This window comes from Flavobacterium sp. NLM (assembly GCF_002210235.1).
Lineage (GTDB): Bacteria > Bacteroidota > Bacteroidia > Flavobacteriales > Flavobacteriaceae > Flavobacterium > Flavobacterium panici.
The window spans coordinates 238,334-257,793 of record NZ_LIAC01000010.1; the positions used below are offsets into that span (position 1 = coordinate 238,334).

Sequence of the window (19,460 nt, forward strand, 5' to 3'; positions counted from 1 at the left end):
CCAAACCAAAAACTCCATGAATAAAAAAACGCTTATTTTAATTGGGTTTATTATTTTAAAATTTGTCCTGCAATATGTTTTAATAAGTCCCGAATATGATTTGCAGCGCGATGAATATTTACATCTCGATCAGGCGCATCATTTGGCTTGGGGTTATTTATCTGTTCCGCCGGTAACTTCGTGGTTTTCGTATATTATATTACTGCTTGGGAATTCTGTTTTTTGGGTCAAGTTCTTTCCTGCCCTTTTTGGTGCTTTGACTCTTTTAGTTGTCTGGAAAACTATTGAGCTTTTAAAAGGAAATTTATACGCTTTAGTTTTAGGCGCACTTTGTATTCTATTTTCGGCTTTATTAAGAATCAACATGTTGTATCAGCCCAATTCATTTGACGTTTTGTGCTGGACATTATTTTATTATATTTTGATTCAATATGTTACTTCAGAAAAATCAAAATGGCTTTATATAGGAGCCGTTGTTTTTGCTTTTGGATTTTTAAATAAATATAATATTCTGTTTCTTTTAATTGGACTTTTACCGGCAATTATACTTTCTAAACAAAGAAAAATATTTGCAGAGAAAAAATTATACTTTGCCTTGATTTTAGGATTATTATTGATTTTACCAAATTTGTTATGGCAGTATAATAATCATTTCCCAATTGTACATCATATGAAAGAATTGGCCGAAACACAATTGGTAAACGTAGATCGTGCAGACTTTGCAAAAGAACAGATTTTATTTTTCATAGGTGGATTCTTTGTCATTCTTTGTTCTTTTTATGCCTTACTTTTTTATAAACCATTCGAAAAATATAAGTTCTTTTTTGCGTCGATAGTTTTTACATTAATTGTGTTTCTATACTTCAAGGCAAAAGCTTATTATGCAATTGGCTTATACCCTATTTACATTGCTTTTGGTTCGGTTTTTCTTGCAGATGTTTTACAAAATGGACGGAAACGCTTTTTAAAACCTGTATTTATTGCACTTCCTTTACTATTTTTTATTCCGATGTATTACCTGGCTTTCCCCAATAAAAGTCCCGAAAAAATAGTTGCAGAAAAATTGGAAACGCACCGCTGGGAAGATGGAAAAGAGCATAATTTATCGCAGGATTTTGCTGATATGCTTGGGTGGAAAGAACTTGCCCGTAAAACTGATTCGGTTTATGCTTTGTTTCCAAAAACAGAAAATACTTTGGTACTTTGTGATAATTACGGTCAGGCCGGAGCTATAAATTATTATACCAAAAAAGGAATTAAAGCGGTTTCTTTTAATGCCGATTATGTAAACTGGTTTAACCTAAATCTATATTATACAAATCTAATTAGGGTTAAAGAATTTGACAAAGACAGTAAGGAATTTGTAGAAACGAGTCCTTATTTTGATATCTCTTTAATTGGCGGCGAAATCACAAATAAATACGCCAGAGAATACCGAACTACAATTTTTATTTTTAAAAACGCGAAAATCAACATCAATAAAAAGCTTGAACAGGAAATCAAAGAAGAAAAAAATTACGATAAATAAATGATTGATTTCAGTAATATTGAATATTTAAAAACCGGAAATCCAAAACAGATTGAAGCTTACAAAACCTTAAAGCAAAATAAGGTTATGGAAGCTCTTTTTGAATTTGATCCAATTTTGGCTGGAACAATACCCATTAATATTGATATTGAAAACAGTGATCTGGATATTATTTGTTATTGGAAAAACAAAACCGAATTTATTGCTGCAATTTCTTCTTCTTTCGAAAATAAAACTGATTTTAAAATAAGAGAAACTATTATTGATCAACATGAATCTATAATCGCTAATTTTAAAATAGAAGATTTTGAAATTGAAATCTTCGGACAAAATATTCCAACCAAAAATCAAAACGCTTACAAGCATATGATTATTGAACATGAAATATTAGAATCAAAAGGGGAAAATTTCCGTTTAGAAATTATAAAACTCAAACAAAATGGTTACAAAACCGAGCCTGCTTTTGGTGAATTATTAGGTTTAAAAACCAATCCCTATTTAGAATTACTAGAATATAAATTGTGACTTAAGGAATTATAAACCACAATTTACTAAATATCAATCACTTAAAACTAAAGTTATTAAAATGAAAAATTTTCAATAATTTCTTTGCATAACAGTATTTAGTGCGTATCTTTGCACCCGAAACATCGCGGGATAGAGCAGTAGGCAGCTCGTCGGGCTCATAACCCGAAGGTCACAGGTTCGAGTCCTGTTCCCGCTACTAAGTAAAAGCTTCAGAGAAATCTGGAGCTTTTTTCTTTATAAAAAAAAGCACTTTGCAAAAAAGCCTGCTTTTTAATTGATTTTCTTTACGTTAACGAGAAGAAAAGCAACAATTATCTTAATTATTTATTTAAAATTATATTTTAATCGTAAACTCCAATGTTTAAAAAAAACAGCCCCCAAATTCTTATCCTTACCTTTTTAAGTTTATTTTTTTCCATCAATTCATTTTCTCAAAAAAATCTTTATGCCGGAATTGAAGTTGGCCGAAGAGCGATAAAAGTTTCTGTTCTGGATGTAAGTAATATCAAGAAAGCCGATTATAAAATTCTTTCGTTTTGGACAGAGAGAATTAATTTTGCTGAACATATTGCTAATACCGGCGAACTTACTGAAGATGATATTAACAGAGCCAGCACTATTGTAGCTGAACAATTAACAAAAATACGAGCAGAGCATAAAATGCCCGAAACCAATATTTTTATTGTAGCCGCTCCTGTTTTTTCGTCTGCCCGCAATGCTGATGTTTTAAAAAATAAAATTGCTACGCTAACAAACAAAGAACTTGAAATACTTAATGTTAATGAAGAAGCTAAAACACTAGTTAAAGGTGCAATGCCTCCTGTTGATTATTCTAACGCTTTTTTGCTTGATATTGGTGCTCAAACTACTAAAGGCGGATATATTGATGAACTTGAAGATAATAAATTAGAGTTTATCCCTTTGGAGCTTGATTTTGGTACAATGACACTTACTGATGCGGTGAAAAAAACAGTAGTAAATCAAAGCCAGGTGAATGATATGTCGGCATATCAGGAAAAGTCTTTTGATTTTAACTCGGTACTGCGTAAAAAAGTTCAGGCATTACTGGATAAAAATCCTCTTTTATTAAAAAAGGACAAAATATATTTATCAGGTGGAGCTGTTTGGGCTTTTGCAACTTTATATTATAATGAAAATGTAAAAGAGCATTATATTTCTTTAAACATGGAAGATATTCTTAATTACGATGCAATCCTGAAAAATAACTTCGTTAAATTCACTAACCTTGCTAAAACTAATAAAGAAGCTGCAAGAGTTTTGAGTACTTATAATCAGGAATATTTAATTTCTGCAAATAATATCTTAATTGCTTGTTTAGAAGGTGTTCCAAATTTAGAAACAAAGAAGGTATACTTTGTGAAAGAAGGACAAGTAACATGGCTTATTTCATACATTGCCGATCGTTCTAAAAAAGTGAATACTAATTTTTAAGAATTGTATTTCAAACTTGTACAAAGCTTCAGAGAAATCTGGAGCTTTTTTTATTTTGAATAGAATTCAATTTGGATAATTCAGGAACAAATTCTAAAAAAAACTACAACCAATTTAGAATATAAATCAATTTTAGGATTTTTCTCAATATACAGCTAAAAATCTGTAATTTAGCCATTTACAAATTAATAATTTTGATTTTATGCATTCAATAACTCAATATACAGATTTTTTTATTAGTTATTTAGAAAATCAGATTATAGATAAAGAGCCCAAAAACCTTTATGATCCCATAAGCTATATATTGTCATTGGGAGGAAAACGAATACGGCCTGTCCTGACCTTACTTACAACAGAAATTTTTGGCACAGATTACAAATTAGCATTACCAGCAGCTTTAGCCGTAGAGGTTTTTCATAACTCTTCATTAGTTCACGATGATATTATTGATGAAGATCCTATAAGAAGAGGAAAACCAACGGTACACAAAAAATGGAATACAAACGTCGCTATTCTTGCCGGAGATGCTATGATTATTCTAACCTATCATTATCTGCAAAATTACGAACCAAATCTGGCCAAAGCTTTGACTAAAGCCGTTAACAAAATGGGTATCGAAGTTTGCGAAGGACAAACATGGGATGTTGATTTTGAAACCCGACAAGATGTTACGGTTTCAGAATACCTAAAAATGATTGAATATAAAACCGGAGCACTCATAGCAACGTCAATGAAAATGGGTGCTATTATCGCTCAAACTTCTAAAGAAAACTGCGATTTAATTTATGATTTCGGACTTAATTTGGGCTTAGCTTTTCAGTTACAAGACGATTATCTTGATCTTTTTGGCGATACTCCAACTTTTGGCAGACGATTATGCGGTGATATTATTTCAAATAAAAAAACTTATTTATATTTCAAGGCTCTTGAAATTCTATCTGAAAACGAAAAACAACAATTAATGGAATTGTATGCTGTTCGCCTTGAGGATAATGTAAAGAAAATTGAAACCATAACAGGATTGTTTATAAAATCTGGAGTACCAGAAATAACTCAAGAATCTATTAAAAAATATACTTTTAAAGCTTCTGAAATTTTAGACAAGATTAATATAGATGAAGATAAAAAAGTGGTATTGAGAGCTTTTGCAGAGAGTTTAATCGGGAGAAGAGTTTAATTATTTTGATTACTATAAAATCTTTTCTTCAACTGCATATTAAATTTCAGTTTGCACCAAATCATTAATCTCATCTAAAAACTCAAATTCATCCAAAGGAAAAAGTTGCATCACTAACTCTAAAATAAGTCCTACATTAATAGATTGTTTTTTCTCTTTTTCTGAAATTTTATGCGTTTCTTGATCTATCACCAAAATACATAATTGCAACATATTTTTAATTACACAGCCTAACTCATAATAATTTATGAATTTAATTTCGGCAGTATAAATCTCTTTTTCATCATTAGCACGTTTAAGAGTATTGAAGTACAATGCAGATAGTTTTTTAATATTATCTAAATTTTTAATTTGTTTTGTTTCCATTGATTTATCCTTTTTTAGATAATCCAAATTTGAACATATTTTTGTTTAATGTGGTTATCTTTTATGACAACTAACTAAAAAACAGAAAACAAAAATACCGTCTCAAAAAAGACGGTTTACCAAAAGTATATTTTATTAAAAAATTGCTTAAGCTCTAAACAAAGCATACTTATTATAGTTATACAACACCTTATCATAAGGAACATAAAGAGAAACTATTTTCTCTGACGATTCGTCAAATTTAATTCCGTTGTGTTTTCTGAATAAGTAAATTTCTCTCAAACAGTTTGATAAACTTTGGTGAATTTCACTTGTAAAAGTTGGCAGTTTTTTGTCTCCAACTAAAAGATCAATTTGATAATTCGAGCTGCTTTTTGATAAGTTATTACCAATAATTCTGATGGTAAATGTGGTTGACTTTCCGTATTGTTCACCTTGATATTGTAGTGTCATAATTTTATAGTAAAAAGGTTAGTATTTTATGTTTAAATTTTCTTTAGAATTGAATCCAATCTTAAAGTTATAAAAAATATTAATGCTTTATAAAAACCCGCATCAAAATAATTTAAGCAAAGTTAATATAAATTCTATTTACTGCATTTTTTTACACCAAACTAATTAATTCCAAATACCAGCTTTTCCTTTTTGAGTAATATTATTAGCAAACAAAGGTGTTTCTTCATTATTATGAGCTTCTAAATTTTGCAGCATCTGGCTTTTCACTAAACTTAAATCATTAATATTTAATGATTTCAGCACCGCCAAAAACTCAGGAGTTGCGCTAACAGCAACATGATTATGAAGTTCGCACTGATCATTTGATATCGGGACAATTTTAAGTTCCCAGGTCACTCCTATTTTTGTTGTGCCTAAAGGCGAAATCGAATCAGAAACAGAATTTACTCTGCAATGGTTTTTACTTCCAATTTCTTCAACATAATGCTGTACTAAAAAATTATCTGCAACTTTTTCTACATTGATAGACATTCGCTTTCCATCTTCAGAAAATGAAACTCCACTGGCAATATGCGACTTTGAACACGATTGATATTCAAAATCCTTTAGAGTAAACAGCCATTCGGTAATATTTATTTTTTCTGCAGGACAATCAATAATTGCCTTTGCAGTACATTCAGCAAGTATTTCCATCTTTATGATTCTAAAATGTTTATAAATTCTTGTGCAGATAAAAGTGAATGTCCATAACTCGGAAAATTAATTTCTACAGTTGCGATTATCTCGTCCTGATTAAAAGAACCTATTCCATCTTTGATCAAAGTAACGTGATATCCTAATTCTACGCCATATCTTGCCGTTGAATCAATACAAGTATTGGCTCTCATTCCGGCAATTACAATATGGTCTAAATCATGAATTTTTAAAAGAAAATCCAAATCAGTATTAGCAAAACCACTTGCTGTCCAATGATTTTGGGCTATTAAATCTCCCTTCTCCGGCAGCAAATCCGGATGAAATTCTGCACCCCAGCTTCCTTTTTCAAAAAGAGTTAAATTTTTGCTTCCGTTATGTGATGGAGAAAAATATTTCCATTTCAAATAATCTTCTTTTTGCGTTTGACGATGCGGCACATAAATTACTTTAATATTATGTTTTCTAACCGCAGTCAATAAACTTTTTAAGTTTACAATAATATTGTTGCTTTCCACGGTTTCTTTTACAAAAGGCCAAAGTTTTCCTTTTTCAGAAAGAAAATCATTATAGGGATCAACTAATAATAATGCAGTTCGGTGGTTTTGATACGTACTCATAGTTTTGAATTTTAGAAATTAGAAATAACTGATTCCAAAATTCAAACCCAAACATAAGTCGTTGATATTTAATTATTTAAGAAATAACAACGAATTGATATTCCGCTGAAAATCATCGTATTAACGAAATATCAAAAATATATTTCTCCTAAATTATATAACAAAAAAAGCTGTAACGAATTACAGCTTTCATATTTTTAAATACCTGATCGTCAACAATCAAGTAAAACTTCATAAACAAATTAGTTCACAATATTGCTTTCCGTTTTTCTTTCTTCATTTACATCTAATAAAAACAAATTCCCATTTTCATCAAACATTGTCATATTCAAAGCATCTAATAAAGTAAGATTTTTTGAAACCGAGCCTGTGAATTTGTTATAGGAAAGATTCATTTCTGAAAGGTTAGGCATTTTTTCTAATTCCTTAGGAATCTCACCACCCAAACTATTATTGTATAAACTTAAATTTTGCAGAATATTTAAATTAGAAATATCTGAACTTACAACGCCTGATAATCTATTATTATTTAATAACAGTATTTTTAAAGTCGAAATTTTATACAACGAACTTGGCAAAACACCTGCAATTTGATTATCAAACAAACAAAGAATTTCTAATTGATTTAGTTTTCCAATTTCCTGAGGTAATTCACCGGAAATATTATTCTTAAAAAGTTCCAGATCTTTCAAATTCTTCAAATCGCAAATACTTCCCGGAATTGCGCCAGACAACTGATTACCGGAAACATTTAAAACCTGAAGCTCTTTAAAATTACTGATTGAATTTGGTAATTGTCCTTTAAGATTATTTTTATGAAGATCAACTGTCACTAAATTTACCAGCTCAAAAAATTCGGCAGGCAATTCTCCCTGCAAATTATTATCTGCTAAATTTAAAGAAGTTACTTTTCCGTTTTCGGCATAAACTCCATACCAGGTTGAGACTGATTGTGATAAATCCCATTTTATTTTCCACTGCGAACCATTCGTCGCGTGATATAATTTAATTAGCGCGTCTTTCTCTTTATCTGAAACAGTATCTGCAAAAATATTAAGAGAAAAAACAAATGCTAAAAAAAGTGTTGCAAGGCTTTTCATAACAGATTTGGGGGATATGTTTTTCTGCTTCAAAATTAGTTAATTACTAGATATAAAGCGACTTATGTCGATAAAGTGTTAATAAATAAAAAATTCGTCTTACTTTTCTTCTTTATAAAAATATCGAAATCGTTATAGTTTTTTAACTATTTTTGAAACAACTAATTACAAAAACCTATATTATGGAAAAAATTAACCTAATTACATTTTTCGTTGCCGCGATTGTGACACTCATAATCGGTTTTATCTGGTATCACCCAAAAGTTTTTGGAACAATCTGGATGAGAGAAAATAACTTTACCGAAGAAGATCTGAAAAAAGGAAACATGCTCAAAATATTTGGGTTTACGTACATTTTTTCTGTAATGCTTTCGATGGCTTTAATGTCGTTTACCATTCATCAGTCTGGCGCTATCGGAATGATTGGCGGTCCGCAATTTATTGAAACTGCAAAACCATCTTTCCACGCTTTCATGGCAGATTATGGAACTGCTTATCGCACTTTTAAACATGGTGCTCTTCACGGTTTTATGTCGGGATTGTTTTTTGCTTTTCCTATAGTCGGTATTAATGGTTTATTCGAAAGAAAATCATGGAAATACATCTTTATTCATGCCGGATATTGGATGCTTACTCTTACTATAATAGGCGGTATTGTTTGCCAGTTTGCCTAAATTATAAATAGTATAAACCCGTTTGAAGCCAAAACTCAAACGGGTTTTTCTTAATAATAACTTAAAGAAAATGAGTTATTACAAATATTATCTAATTTTGAAGAAATTAGCTCACACTTTTGAATACAACTTATTCTTTTCAAATCTATAACAGCGCGTCATTACTACCTTTAGAATGGAATTCGCTGGCTGCAGATAATATTTTTTTGACACGGGAATATCTCGAAGTACTGGAAAACTCTTGTCCGGTAAATATGATTTGTCATTTTATCGGAATTTTTGAAGAGGAAAAATTGATCGGAATTGTTTTAACCCAATTTTTATTTGCCGAAAAACTGGAATCGTTTGGCGAACGCGATCAATGTTTAAAAACATCTGTTCGTAATTTTGCTTTAAAAAATTTCGCTTCCCACGTATTATTTGTTGGAAACAATATGTTAACCGGACAAAATGCTTTTGTTTTTGATCAAAATGTAAAAGAATCTAAAGCAATTAAAACTCTTCATAAAGCTATTAATCAGCTTAAAAAAGATTTAAAAGAAAGTGGTAAAAAAGTTCATATAACGAGCATAAAAGATTTTACTGCAAAAGAAATCGAGCCATTACAGGCCGAATTTAAAAACAACTATACGTTCTCGACACAGCCCAATATGATTTTTAAAATCCACGAAAATTGGAAAACAGAACAGGATTATGTTGATGCTTTGTCAAAAAAATATCGGGATCAATACAAACGCGCCCGCAAAAAATCTGAAGGAATAGAAAAACAGCAATTGTCTTTATCTGACATTAGAAAATACGAAGATGTTATTTACGATTTGTATTTTCATGTGGCTAAAAATGCTCCGTTCAATACTTTTTTTCTGGCCAGAAACCATTTCAGTTTTTTTAAAGAAATCATGAAAGAGGACTTTTTGCTTTATGGTTATTTTTTAGATGAAAAACTAATTGGTTTCAATACGCTGATAAAAAACGGAGAAGTTATGGACACTTATTTTTTAGGTTATGACGAAAGTGTGCAGCGCGAAAAAATGCTGTATTTAAATATGCTTTACGACATGATTGCCTATTCTATTAAAAAAGGATTTAAGGAAATTGTTTTTGCCAGAACCGCTCTCGAAATTAAAAGTTCTGTTGGGGCAAAACCTATAAAAATGTACGGTTTGATCACACATAGTAATGCCTTAATCAATCATAATATTGCAAGGTTTTTCAATTATTTGGAACCAAAAACAGAATGGCAGGAACGCAATCCGTTTAAGTAACAGCTTTGACAAAGTTTAAAACTTTGTCAAAGATTAAGGAACTGCCAGTTTCATTTGTTTGTGCAGAATATGAATTTCTAATTCCTTTTGCGCTCCGCAATATTCACCATCAATTTGAAAATGAACCGGAATATCTGTTTTTATTTCTGCTTTATCTGTCGAAATAATTACAATATCTTCAGAATCTATTGGCATGTTTCCGGTAATAATTTTTCCAATTAATAACAAGTCCAGACTTTTTAAAATCACCAATTCAAATTTTCCGTCGTTCATGGAACCATTTGGGTTAATGACTACACCAGTTCCGTATTTCTGTGAATTAGCAATAACAATCATTCTTGCGACATGATCAACGGTTTTATTGTTTGCCGATATTGTTGCTACAAAAGGTTCGTCAGATTCTGTTAATGTGGTAAAGGCTTGTAAAGCATAACCCCAAAAACCTCTCACATCACTTTCTTCATAATTTTTGACCAAATTTGCATTCAAACCAAGATCGCTTAAATGGATACTTTTTTTGCCGTTTATACAAATCATATCCATTTCTATATAATGATGCAGAAAAGCAATTTTAAGGTTTTCTTCGATTCCCGCAGGCAGGTTTAAATCGACCGAAAGTCCGTTTGCAGATCCGGCTGGCAAAATTCCGATAATTACATCGTGTTCTTCCATAGCTTCGGCAACCATTTTTATGGTTCCGTCACCGCCGGCAACTATAATTCGTTCCGGCTTATATTGATTATAAAGTGCTTGTATTTCTTTTAAATCATTTTTGCCTGTCGTTTCATAAACTTCCAAATCAAAATGATTTGTCGCCGCAAACTCCTGAACAGCCTCAATTAAACTTGATTTATCAAGATCTCCCGAAATAGGGTTTACAACAAATATGATGTTCTTTTTCAAAATTTTATTTTTAAAACCAATTAAAATAATTAATTTACATGTTATATAAATATACGTAATTAATGAAACCAATTTTACAATTATATCGGGGTTATGCCAATGAGGAAGAATTAATTGTGATGGGGCATGTCTTTAAAAGAACGTATGATTATGATTTCCAGAAGAAAAGCCTAAAAAATGCACGCTCAGTTGTTAACCAATTCAGAATAAAAACAATTGAAAATTTTGATATTTACCTAAAATGCGGCAATCAGGAAATCCACACCAAAACGCTGGATGATGGTTATTTTAAGTTTTGTATTCCGCTTGAAAAGGAAAGTCCTTTTGGATGGATTGAATACGAAGTGAGTATCAAATATGGAGGTAAAACTATTATTTCAAAAGGAAGTTATATACGTCCGCATAAGGGAAATCTAGGAATCATTTCTGATATCGACGATACTTTTTTGGTTTCGCATACGCAGAATATCTTCAAAAAAATGTACATTTTGCTTTTCAAAAATGTAAATGACAGAAAGGTTTTTAAAGATGTTGTTCCGCATTATCAGGCTTTAAGTTCCGCCGGCCGACACAATAAAGAGGAAGAAAATGCTTTTTTTTATGTTTCGAGCAGCGAATGGAATTTATACCGATTTATTATAGAATTTACCAAAATACATAATCTGCCGCGCGCTGTTGTTTTATTGAAAGATATAAGACGGGGAATTACTGATTTCTTCATGAGCGGACGCGGAAATCACGATCATAAATTTGATAAAATAAAGCATGTTTTAGAATTTTATCCTAATCTTAAATATGTTTTATTGGGAGATGATTCGCAGCACGATCCGGTTTTATATGAGCGAATCTGCAAAATTTTCCCGGTTACTGTAATTGCTGTTTATATCAGACAAACCGGAAAAAGTAAAAAAAAAGAAGTCAAAAAAATCATGAAAAATTTAGAATCGCTTGATGTTTCTGTTTGTTATTTTAAAGAAAGCAGCGAGGCAATTGCGCATTCCAGATCTATTGGAGTTATTAAATAGCACTTTTTTGTCATTTCGACCGAAGGGAGAAATCGCACAACAAACTCCGTAAAGTTTGTTCTCAATCTTTGTCGATTCACTAGTGCGATTTCTCCCTTCCGTCGAAATGACAATACTTTATGTAAAGAAAAAACCTTTGTCAAAGTTTGAAACTTTGACAAAGGTCTGTAAGTATAAAAAATGTGTTCCAGAAACTGAAAACTGTGACTGCGACTGAAAACTAATTAAGCACTAAAATTATCAATCTCTTCCTGAACAACTTCCCAGTCTATAAGTAATTGTTCTAAATCTTTTTTCTTTTTGTTGTATGCGGTAAAAAACGATGCGTCTTCGATGTGTTTGTCATAATTAGAAGCAAGCATTTTATCATCGTGCTGAATGTCTTTTTCTAATTGCTGAATTTGACTTTCAATTTTACTCAATCGGTTTTGAAGCGCTTTCCCTTTTTTCTGATCTTCGTATGATGCTTTGTTTGTTTCTTTTGGAGCAGCTGCTTTTGCAACATCTTTTTTCTCGACTTCACGCATGTTTTCAAGATTGCGCTGTTCTAAGAAATAGTTAATATCGCCTAAATATTCTTTGATTTTTTGATCTTTAAATTCGTATACGATATTCGACATTCCCTGAAGAAAATCCCTGTCGTGAGAAACTAATAATAAAGTTCCGCCAAATTTTTGAAGTGCTGCTTTCAAAACATTCTTAGATTTAATGTCTAAGTGATTCGTAGGCTCATCCATCAGCAATACGTTGATTGGCTGTAATAATAACTTACAAAGTGCCAGACGGTTACGTTCACCTCCAGAAAGTACTTTTACTTTTTTCTCAACATCATCACCTCTAAAAAGGAAAGATCCCAACATATCACGTACTTTCATACGATTGGTGTCTGTTGCGGCATCTTCCATTGTTTGAAGCAAAGTGATTTCGCCATCAAGATATTCTGCCTGATTCTGAGCAAAATATCCTAATTGTACATTGTGACCTAATTTAATAGTTCCGTCGTATTCAAATTCGTTTACAAGCGCTTTGATGAAAGTAGATTTTCCTTGTCCGTTTTGTCCAACAAAAGCAATTTTACTGCCTCTTTCAACAAGTAAACTTATGTCTTTTAAAATTGTTTTGTCTCCGTATGCTTTTGTAACATTTTCTGCTTCAATAACTACTTTTCCTGGCTCTTTTGAAACTGGGAACGAAATATTCATTACAGAATTGTCATCTTCGTCAACTTCAATTCTTTCTACTTTATCTAACTTTTTAATCAGCGATTGCGCCATCGAAGCTTTTGAAGCTTTCGCACGGAACTTTTCGATTAATTTTTCTGTCTCCTCAATTTTCTTTGCCTGATTCTTTTGAGTCGCTAATTGCTTTTCACGAATTTCATGGCGAAGTTCTAAATATTGAGAATAAGGTTTATTAAAGTCGTATGCTTTTCCTAAAGATATTTCGATCGTACGGTTTGTAACGTTATCCAAGAACATTTTATCGTGCGACACAATTACAACAACTCCGGGATAATTTCGAAGAAAACTTTCTAACCAAATGATACTTTCGATATCCAAGTGGTTCGTTGGCTCATCCAGAAGCAAAACATCATTTGACTGTAATAATAATTTAGCCAATTCGATACGCATTCTCCAACCTCCTGAAAATGTTTCAGTTTGATTATTGAAAACTTCTCTTTTAAAACCTAACCCTAAAAGAATTTTCTCTGTATCTCCAACATAATTGTAACCTCCAAGAAGCTCAAAACGATGTGTATAATCAGATAAATCTTCAATAATCTGTCCGTATTCTTCACTTTCATAATCGGTTCTGGTAACCAATTGATGATTGATTTCTTCTAATTTTTTTTCTACAATTTTAATTTCGGTAAAAGCTTCATAAGCTTCTTCTAATACGGTTCTTCCACGTTCAAAATCAATATCCTGACGTAAAAATCCCATTTTGATATCTTTCTCCTGAGAGATAACTCCTGAATCCGGAGCAAAATCTCTTGCTAACATTTTAAGCATTGTCGATTTACCTGCTCCGTTTTTACCAACAAGACCTACGCGGTCGCCGGCGCCTAAACGAAAAGTAACTTCTTCAAATAAATATGTTCCTCCAAAAGAAACCGAAAGATTGTGTATATTAAGCATTAAATTGTTGTTTATAGTTTAAAGTTTCATGTTTTGATACCTTAAACAGAGAATGAAAATTGTAAATTTGCGTTACCCAGATAAATGGTAATGTAAATTTTTTGCAAATGTTAAAAAAAGGATCCAAACTAAATAGTATTTTAACAGGAAGTTGTCCAAAATGCCAAAAAGAGAGCATGTATTCAGACAAAAATCCGCTTCATTTGACTAAAGTTCTAAAAATGAACGACAATTGCGGTCATTGCGGTTTAAAATATCAAATTGAACCTTCGTTTTTTTATGGTGCAATGTATGTGAGTTACGGATTAAATGTTGCGGTGGGAATTGCTGCCTTTATTGTTTCATTTGTGTTTTTTGGAGCAAGTATTGGAGAATCTTTTATAGCAATTGTTATTACATTAATTGTTTTGTTTCCGTTTGTTTTGCGACTTTCCCGAAATCTATATATTAATATGTTTATTTCTTACGATCCTAAGGCCGGTCAGGAATAAGGGATTTTAAATATCTTTTATGAAAGCGTTTTATATCGGCTTCCCTGTCTATTGGAGTTCCGTTTTCAATATTGTCATACAACATTTTTGCCAAAGCCGGACCCAGCATTACACCGCGGGTTCCTAACCCGTTAAGTAGATGAACAGATTTGTATACTTCATGAGTACCAACCAGAGGTCTTCTGTCTGCAACTGTAGGTCTAACTCCTGCAAAATGTTTTACAATTTCAAAATCACAGGTAATAATCTCTTTAATACGATCTAAAAGTTCTTGCTTGCCTTCTTCCGTTGGAAGATCTGTTTTGTCATGCCAGTTGTAAGTTGCACCAACTTTATACAAATTACCGCCTATTGGCAAAATAAAAACGCTTGTATTAACAATTACATCTAATTTTAAATTAGGTGCATTTATTAAAAACAATTCACCTTTTGTTCCATCCAAAGGCAGATAATTAAAATACGGATTTTTGTGCAGTCCAAAACCTTCAGCAAATATGATATGACGGGCTTTAATGTTTTTATATTGAATTCCTGAATCATGAAAATCTAAAAAAGAGCTATGAAAAGATTCTTCCACAAGCAAATCATTCTTCTTTAAATACTCCCTGTAGCTTTCTAATAATTGCCCGGTTTTTACATAACCTGTATGCAAAACTTCACCATAATCATAAGGCGAATCGATACTTTGGTATTTTTTAGTAATTAGTTTTGTAGATAAAAAGGGAGCTAAGTTAATTTTATCAGAAGCAGCAAACCAATTATTCTGTTCTTCAATTGAAAAAAACTTTCTAAGAATGGGCATTTTAAAGTTGAATTTTTCCTGCAGCTTGTCTTCAACTTGTTCATAGAACTCATTCATTAAGACCAAATGTTCTTTAGCATTCCAAACTTCACTGAAACGTTTCAAAATAACCGGATTATACAAACCTCCCGCAATTCGGGAAGAATTTTGAGATTTGTCATCAACAACTAAAATAGACTTATTGTTTTTAAGGGCAACTTCTGCAAAAGAAATCCCAGCCAGCCCAGATCCCACGATTAAATAATCAAGCATTGTGAATGTATAGATAAAATAAAAAAACTCTTACTGCAAAGGTAGTAAGAGTTTTTCTTATAATTGATTTAGATCTTTAGTAGTTCCACATATCTTCTTCGAAGTTACGAATCTTCTCTTTTACTCTTTCAGATTCTAACAACTGATTTTGTGCATTATCTTTCATGTAATCTTTAATTTCACGATCTCCATACATATTCTCCTCTTTGTAAATAACTGCGTTAAAACGTCTTGAATTAAGTATTTGATCAAATGAAATTGGAAGTGCCGAATTACTGTCGTTAAAAGCTTTTGCTTCATGAAGTACAGTTCGGGCATTTGGGAAGAAAACCCAGAATAGTTCAATATAGTCTTTTTCGTCACTATTCATCGTGTAAACGTCTGGTGTTACGGGACAAATTCCAAGTAAGCGATATTTCAATTCACTTTGGCGTTTATCAAAATACCAATATCCTTTTACTTTGTATTGTGAAACATCGGCAGCTGTAAGATCTTGTCTTAAAATATATTCAGCAGGAACGGTTCTTGTTGGCCCTATAGTTTGGTCAACATAATTTACCACTTTCTTTTTACCAGTACCCGTTACCACTTTTTTCTTTACAACACGTGTTTTAAAATCATCAGGATATTGATTTATAAGTTCCCTACCTGCATCCGTTGTATCAACACGGGTTAATGAACCTTCAATGTCTTTCATAGATTTTTTGGTATTGAAATAACTATCTGTATAAACTTCAGTTATTTTTCCTTGTCTGATTCCTTTGGTCAAAACATCATAAAGTGAACGTCTGTCTGAGCCAATATTGACAGTATCTACAGGAAAATATAAAGGAAAATTGATTTTTTCATTTAAATCAATAATCTCCCAGGTAGTTTTTGCCATTAAAACATCACGATCATCTACATAGCCATAAGCTAAAGGCTTATCATTATCAGAGATAAGCTGCGCAGCTGTTTTAAGTCCAATTTGATCTGCTGTTTTAGCATTTAGTAGATTAGATTGAGCATTAGAAATAATACCGCCAGCGATAAAAACAATAACCATTAAAAAACTTTTCACTTTCATCATAATATTTTTTATAATAAACCTAAACGCAGTTTGATGTGTAATATTGTTATTTTTCTTACAATAATATCAATTTGTAGAAATTATAATTACAAATTTAAAAATTAATTTTAATTAACGTTTAGCTAACATACAATAAATATTTTACAAAACACTATAAATCTGATCATTACAAAACAAAACCATACCTTTTGTAATATCTTTCCCTGCTATTTTGCTTTTTTAAAAATTTAAAGCTTAATAAAATTTATATAAGATAGCATTAAAAAGTGTTGCCATCTGATCAAAAAAAAAACTCTCACTACGGTAGCAGTGAGAGTTTTTCTTATAATTTAATTTTAGAACTTAGTAGTTCCACATATCTTGTTCGAAGTTACGAATCTTCTCTTTTACTCTTTCAGATTCCAATAACTGATTTTGTGCGTTATCTTTCATGTATTCTTTGATCTCACGATCTTGGTACAAGTTTTCTTCTTTATAGACAATCGCATTAAAACGTCTTGAATTTAAAATCTGATCGAATGAAATTGGCAGAGCCGAATTGCTGTCATTGAAAGCTTTTGCTTCGTGAAGGACTGCTCGAGCATTTGGGAAGAAAACCCAAAATAATTCGATATAATCCTTTTCGTCACTGTTCATTGTGTAAACGTCCGGAGTTACAGGACAAATTCCAAGTAAACGATATTTTAATTCACTTTGACGTTTATCAAAATACCAGTATCCTTTAATTTTATACTGAGTAACATCTGCAGCAGTAAGATCTTGCTTTAAGATATATTCAGCAGGAACTGTTCTTGTTGGCCCAACTGTTTCGTCTACATAAGTAACAACTTTCTTTTTACCAGTACCAGTTACAACTTTTTTCTTCACAACACGTGCTTTATAGTCGTCTGGATATTGGTTGATAAGTTCTCTACCAGCATCTGTTGTGTCAATACGAGATAAGGCACCTTCGATGTCTTTCATAGATTTTTTAGTATTGAAATAACTATCAGAATAAACCTCAGTTATTTGGCCTTTTCTAACGGCTTTCGTCAAAACATCATATAATGAACGTCTATCAGAACCAATATTAGCAGTATCTACTGGAAAATACATAGGGAAGTTGATCTTTTCATTTAAGTCAATAATCTCCCAAGTTGTTTTACCCATCAAGATATCTCTATCATCAACATAACCGTAAGCTAAAGGCTTATCATTATCAGAGATAAGTTGCGCAGGAGTTTTAAGCCCAATTTGGGCAGGCGTTTTTGCATTTAGCAAATTTGATTGCGCATTAGAAGCAAAACCTCCAGCGATTAGAACAATAGCTATTAAAAAATTTCTTACTTTCATCGTGGTATTATTATAAATATTGACTGAAGATTTCAGTACTTAATTATTGTATTTCATAAATTACCGGAGCAGTTCTTGGTAATAAATAACTACCAGCTCCAACAAGTTTAGTTTTAATTTCAGAAATAGTAACTTGATCTCCTTTACCTGCTCTTGAAAGTACTTGCTTACATTGTGCATTTAATCTATTACCTGTAACAACAACTGTAGGCTGTCCAGCAATTTTCATGTTAAATCCAACAACATCTAAACCAACTTCAAAATCAAAATCAAGTAATTTAGCACCAATAGTAGCAATTTCTAAGTTAGATCTAGGTCCTTTAACAACACCCATTTCACCTCTAATTGTACCTGTTGGTCCAGGAATACCTTTAATTCTGAATGATTTCTTATCAGTAACTTTATCTCCGTTTGGTAATGTTCCTGTTACAGAAATTGTAGCTTCTGTACCTGAACCCGGGCTCATGTTATATTTACCTGGTTTACCAGCTGAAGATAATCCTGGAGCGCTAGCAGAAATTTTGTTAGCATCTACTCCTGCAAATGATACAGAGATTGGGTTAACAACTCCTCTATACACTACATTCATTTTATCAGCAGAAATCGTAGCTGAGTTTGGTCTTGGAACTACAACGTAAGTTCCTTTAAATTTTAATGGAATGTTTTTACCGTCTTCTAAGAAAGTAAATTGACCATTAATGTTTTGTTCACCTACACCACCAGCAGTTAAAGAGATAACAGCTTGTCCGTTAACAATTTGTCCAGGACCTTGGAATGAAGTTGGTTTTGTGTTTTCGTCATAACGACCTAAAACTACTTTACCTGTAACTTTTTCTCCTTGGAAATAAGCATTTTTATCTAAAACAACGATTGCCTGGTAGTTGCTATAAGAAGCAGCAGCAACTGCAGCTTTTCCTAAAGCACTGTTGTAAACATCTGTTTCTGCTTTTTTAACGTCATTCTGCCAAGCTGAAAGTTTAGCAGCAGATGCAATTGCAGGGAAACCTTTAAAGTGGTAAGCTAAGTATTTTTCTTTTATACCTTCTTTGTTTTTTACTTCAGAAACGTCAAATTTCTTTTCAACTTCTGCAATAATGTTAGCATACTTTTTATCTGTTCCTAAAGCAGCTTTTAAGTCTGCTTTGTATTTTTCGATTTTAGCGATAATTTCGTTACCTTTTTTAGTGTAACCGTCTCCTGTAAACCAGTCGTCGATGTTATCACCTCTATCCATAGCTTCGTATGGTAGTTTTCCAGTTTCTTTTTCAACCTCAAATCCTTTGATAGACTGAGCTTTTAAAGTACCAATATAATCGTAAAATTCTTTTGAGATTCCTTCAACTTTGTGTGCAGTTTCTGCTGCAGTAATGAACTCTCCTTTTGCTTCAGCAGCTTTTTGATCTAAAGATTGTAATAAGCCTTCGTTTGTTGTAACTGAAGTAGTATTTGCAGCTTCAAATTTTTCGTTCATCAAACCAAAAGCAGAAATTACTTCTTTTGATACGTTCATTGCTAACATCGCGATGAAAACCAGATACATCAGGTTAATCATCTTCTGTCTAGGGGTTAATTTTCCTCCTGCCATTTTT

The 19,460-nt window shown here is 31.9% G+C and carries 19 protein-coding genes and 1 tRNA gene; 9 read left to right on the forward strand and 11 right to left on the reverse strand.

Translation table 11 applies throughout. The annotated features are described in order from the left end of the window. Nucleotides 1-16: 16 nt before the first annotated feature. The 5 genes from APR43_RS14225 to APR43_RS14245 all read left to right on the forward strand — a co-directional run bounded on the left by APR43_RS14225 (nt 17) and on the right by APR43_RS14245 (nt 4,685). Nucleotides 17-1,528: an ArnT family glycosyltransferase gene (locus APR43_RS14225; protein ID WP_053470609.1), complete on the forward strand. Its 1,512-nt coding sequence runs from the start codon at nt 17-19 to the stop codon at nt 1,526-1,528. Continuing rightward, nucleotides 1,529-2,053, forward strand: coding sequence for a DUF4269 domain-containing protein (locus APR43_RS14230; protein WP_053470610.1), 525 nt, complete (start codon nt 1,529-1,531; stop codon nt 2,051-2,053). A gap of 126 nt (nt 2,054-2,179) precedes the next feature. Beyond that, a tRNA-Met gene (locus APR43_RS14235) sits at nt 2,180-2,252 on the forward strand. Between the two features lie 161 nt (nt 2,253-2,413). Further along, nucleotides 2,414-3,508 carry an exopolyphosphatase gene (locus APR43_RS14240; protein WP_053470611.1) on the forward strand — a complete coding sequence of 365 codons (1,095 nt, stop codon included), beginning with the start codon at nt 2,414-2,416 and terminating at the stop codon, nt 3,506-3,508. Between the two features lie 202 nt (nt 3,509-3,710). Continuing rightward, a complete protein-coding gene (locus tag APR43_RS14245) occupies nt 3,711-4,685 on the forward strand; it encodes a polyprenyl synthetase family protein (RefSeq protein WP_053470612.1) in 975 nt (324 codons plus the stop codon). A 39-nt stretch (nt 4,686-4,724) separates the two neighbouring features. Here the strand turns inward: APR43_RS14245 and APR43_RS14250 are convergent, their stop codons facing one another. The 5 genes from APR43_RS14250 to APR43_RS14270 form a co-directional block, all read right to left on the reverse strand. Next, on the reverse strand, nt 4,725-5,051 hold the full coding sequence (locus APR43_RS14250; protein ID WP_053470613.1) for a hypothetical protein: 327 nt from the start codon (nt 5,049-5,051) through the stop codon (nt 4,725-4,727). Nucleotides 5,052-5,198: 147 nt separating this feature from the next. After that, nucleotides 5,199-5,504 carry a hypothetical protein gene (locus tag APR43_RS14255; protein ID WP_053470614.1) on the reverse strand — a complete coding sequence of 102 codons (306 nt, stop codon included), beginning with the start codon at nt 5,502-5,504 and terminating at the stop codon, nt 5,199-5,201. 165 nt (nt 5,505-5,669) lie between these two features. After that, on the reverse strand, nt 5,670-6,200 hold the full coding sequence (locus APR43_RS14260; RefSeq protein ID WP_053470615.1) for a hypothetical protein: 531 nt from the start codon (nt 6,198-6,200) through the stop codon (nt 5,670-5,672). 2 nt (nt 6,201-6,202) lie between these two features. Beyond that, nucleotides 6,203-6,820 carry a cysteine hydrolase family protein gene (locus APR43_RS14265; RefSeq protein ID WP_053470616.1) on the reverse strand — a complete coding sequence of 206 codons (618 nt, stop codon included), beginning with the start codon at nt 6,818-6,820 and terminating at the stop codon, nt 6,203-6,205. A gap of 242 nt (nt 6,821-7,062) precedes the next feature. Next, nucleotides 7,063-7,920, reverse strand: coding sequence for a Two component regulator three Y domain protein (locus APR43_RS14270; RefSeq protein WP_053470617.1), 858 nt, complete (start codon nt 7,918-7,920; stop codon nt 7,063-7,065). A gap of 182 nt (nt 7,921-8,102) precedes the next feature. Between APR43_RS14270 and APR43_RS14275 the strand changes: the two genes are divergently transcribed. Both APR43_RS14275 and APR43_RS14280 read left to right on the forward strand, forming a co-directional pair. Beyond that, nucleotides 8,103-8,594 (forward strand): DUF1761 domain-containing protein, encoded by a 492-nt coding sequence (locus APR43_RS14275; RefSeq protein WP_053470618.1) that lies wholly within the window; start codon nt 8,103-8,105, stop codon nt 8,592-8,594. Nucleotides 8,595-8,713: 119 nt separating this feature from the next. Beyond that, nucleotides 8,714-9,859: a GNAT family N-acetyltransferase gene (locus tag APR43_RS14280; protein WP_053470619.1), complete on the forward strand. Its 1,146-nt coding sequence runs from the start codon at nt 8,714-8,716 to the stop codon at nt 9,857-9,859. A gap of 33 nt (nt 9,860-9,892) precedes the next feature. Here APR43_RS14280 and APR43_RS14285 read toward each other — a convergent pair whose 3' ends face one another. Next, nucleotides 9,893-10,762 carry a diacylglycerol/lipid kinase family protein gene (locus APR43_RS14285; protein WP_053470646.1) on the reverse strand — a complete coding sequence of 290 codons (870 nt, stop codon included), beginning with the start codon at nt 10,760-10,762 and terminating at the stop codon, nt 9,893-9,895. Between the two features lie 62 nt (nt 10,763-10,824). Between APR43_RS14285 and APR43_RS14290 the strand changes: the two genes are divergently transcribed. Then, the gene (locus APR43_RS14290) at nt 10,825-11,787 is read left to right on the forward strand and encodes an App1 family protein (protein WP_053470620.1); all 963 of its coding nucleotides are present in this window, start codon (nt 10,825-10,827) and stop codon (nt 11,785-11,787) included. 224 nt (nt 11,788-12,011) lie between these two features. Here APR43_RS14290 and APR43_RS14295 read toward each other — a convergent pair whose 3' ends face one another. After that, nucleotides 12,012-13,925, reverse strand: a complete 1,914-nt coding sequence (locus tag APR43_RS14295) for an ABC-F family ATP-binding cassette domain-containing protein (RefSeq protein ID WP_053470621.1) — start codon at nt 13,923-13,925, stop codon at nt 12,012-12,014. 107 nt (nt 13,926-14,032) lie between these two features. On the opposite strand from APR43_RS14295, the gene APR43_RS14300 reads away from it, so the two are divergent. Then, nucleotides 14,033-14,416: a DUF983 domain-containing protein gene (locus tag APR43_RS14300; RefSeq protein WP_053470622.1), complete on the forward strand. Its 384-nt coding sequence runs from the start codon at nt 14,033-14,035 to the stop codon at nt 14,414-14,416. On the opposite strand, the gene APR43_RS14305 is transcribed toward APR43_RS14300, so the two are convergent. From APR43_RS14305 to gldM, 4 genes are all read right to left on the reverse strand, one after another. Next, complete coding sequence (locus tag APR43_RS14305) at nt 14,397-15,470, reverse strand: NAD(P)/FAD-dependent oxidoreductase (RefSeq protein ID WP_053470623.1); 1,074 nt, start codon at nt 15,468-15,470, stop codon at nt 14,397-14,399. The genes APR43_RS14300 and APR43_RS14305 overlap by 20 nt on opposite strands. A 76-nt stretch (nt 15,471-15,546) precedes the next feature. Next, on the reverse strand, nt 15,547-16,536 hold the full coding sequence (gldN, locus tag APR43_RS14310) for a gliding motility protein GldN (RefSeq protein WP_053470624.1): 990 nt from the start codon (nt 16,534-16,536) through the stop codon (nt 15,547-15,549). A gap of 345 nt (nt 16,537-16,881) precedes the next feature. After that, entirely contained in the window at nt 16,882-17,871 is a 990-nt protein-coding gene (gene gldN, locus APR43_RS14315; RefSeq protein WP_053470625.1) for a gliding motility protein GldN, read from the reverse strand. Between the two features lie 43 nt (nt 17,872-17,914). Continuing rightward, nucleotides 17,915-19,456 (reverse strand): gliding motility protein GldM, encoded by a 1,542-nt coding sequence (gldM, locus tag APR43_RS14320; protein WP_053470626.1) that lies wholly within the window; start codon nt 19,454-19,456, stop codon nt 17,915-17,917. Nucleotides 19,457-19,460: the final 4 nt, after the last annotated feature.